The following is a 1,456-nucleotide window of genomic DNA, read 5'->3' on the forward strand; positions in this document are numbered from 1 at the left end:
CACCCAGCCGGCCCGCTCCGCAGAGGAACGGGCCGACCGCGTCGGCGTACCAGGCGGTGCGGTGTGAGCGGTGTGCGGGCACCGCCTCGGCGACCGGCAGGTTCCCCGGCGGGAACACGGCCGCGTCGTCGAACAGCCCCCGGAACAGCGGGGGGATCTCACGGGTGGTACTCACCGCCGCGGCCCCCGACCGGACCACGTCCAGGCGTAGCCGGAGTCCTCCGAGGCCCGGCCGCCCTCGCCCAGCTCCAGCGGGCGGAAGGTGTCCACCATCACCGCGAGCTCGTCGAAGAACTCCGCGCCGATGGACCGCTCGTAGGCGCCCGGCTGCGGGCCGTGGGTGTGGCCACCCGGGTGCAGCGAGATGGAGCCCTGGCCGATGCCCGAGCCCTTGCGCGCCGCGTAGTCGCCGCCGCAGTAGAACATGACCTCGTCGCTGTCCACGTTGGCGTGGTAGTACGGCACCGGGATCGACAGCGGGTGGTAGTCCACCTTGCGCGGAACGAAGTTGCAGATCACGAAGCCGTTGCCCTCGAACACCTGGTGGGCCGGCGGCGGCTGGTGGATCCGCCCGGTGATCGGCTCGAAGTCCCGGATGTTGAATGCGTACGGGTACAGGCAGCCGTCCCAGCCGACCACGTCGAACGGGTGGTGCGGCACGGTGTACCGGGTGCCCGAAACGCCGTTCGGGCCGCGGTGCTTGACCAGCACATCGACGTCCCCGGTGTCGTCGGCGAGCAGCGGGCCGGACGGGCCGCGCAGGTCCCGCTCGCAGTACGGCGCGTGCTCCAGCAGCTGGCCGTACTTGGACAGGTAGCGCTTGACCGGGGTGATGTGGCTGTTCGCCTCGACGCAGTAGGCGCGCAGCGGCTCGTCACCGGTCGGCACCCAGCGGTGGGTGGTCGCCCGGGGGATGATCACGTAGTCGCCCTGGCCGACCTCCAGCGCGCCGAAGACCGTCTCCAGGGTGCCGGAGCCGGACTCCAGGTACACGCACTCGTCGCCGAGCCCGTTGCGGTACAGCTCGCTGGGCGCCCCGGCGGCGACGTACGAGATCCGCACGTCGCCGTTGCCGAGCACGAGCCGGCGCGCGGAGACGACGTCCGCGGACTTCCACTCCTCGCCCGCGAACAGCTCGTGCAGCTTGAGGTGCCGGGGGAGCAGGGGGTGGTTGGGCACCGTGGACTGATCGGGCAGCTCCCACGGCACGGCGTTCACGACGGCCGAGGGGATGCCCCGGTGGTAGAGCAGCGAGGAGTCCGAAGAGAACCCCTCCTCGCCCATCAACTCCTCGTAGTACAGCCCGCCTTCGGGTGTGCGGTGCTGCGTGTGCCGCTTGGGCGGGATGCTGCCCAGCTGCCGGTAGTACGCCATCGTCCCTGCTCCTCCCGGACCTTCCTGTGGCCCAGAGCTTCCTACGGCTTGCGCCTCGCGGCTTCAGCGGTGGCTGTGCGCC

Annotated in this window: 1 protein-coding gene; it reads right to left on the bottom strand. The window is 71.2% G+C overall.

Annotated features, from left to right (window positions below):
- Positions 1-171: 171 nt before the first annotated feature.
- Positions 172-1,374, bottom strand: coding sequence for a homogentisate 1,2-dioxygenase (locus ABD308_RS24540; protein ID WP_344338655.1), 1,203 nt, complete (start codon positions 1,372-1,374; stop codon positions 172-174).
- Positions 1,375-1,456: the final 82 nt, after the last annotated feature.

Origin of the sequence: Kitasatospora putterlickiae (assembly GCF_039527695.1) — a bacterium.
GTDB lineage: Bacteria > Actinomycetota > Actinomycetes > Streptomycetales > Streptomycetaceae > Kitasatospora > Kitasatospora putterlickiae.

Coding starts and splice junctions, on each gene's coding strand:
- ABD308_RS24540 (WP_344338655.1), bottom strand. CDS start 1,374: ATGGCGTACTACCGGCAGCTGGGCAGCATCCCGCCCAAGCGGCACACG.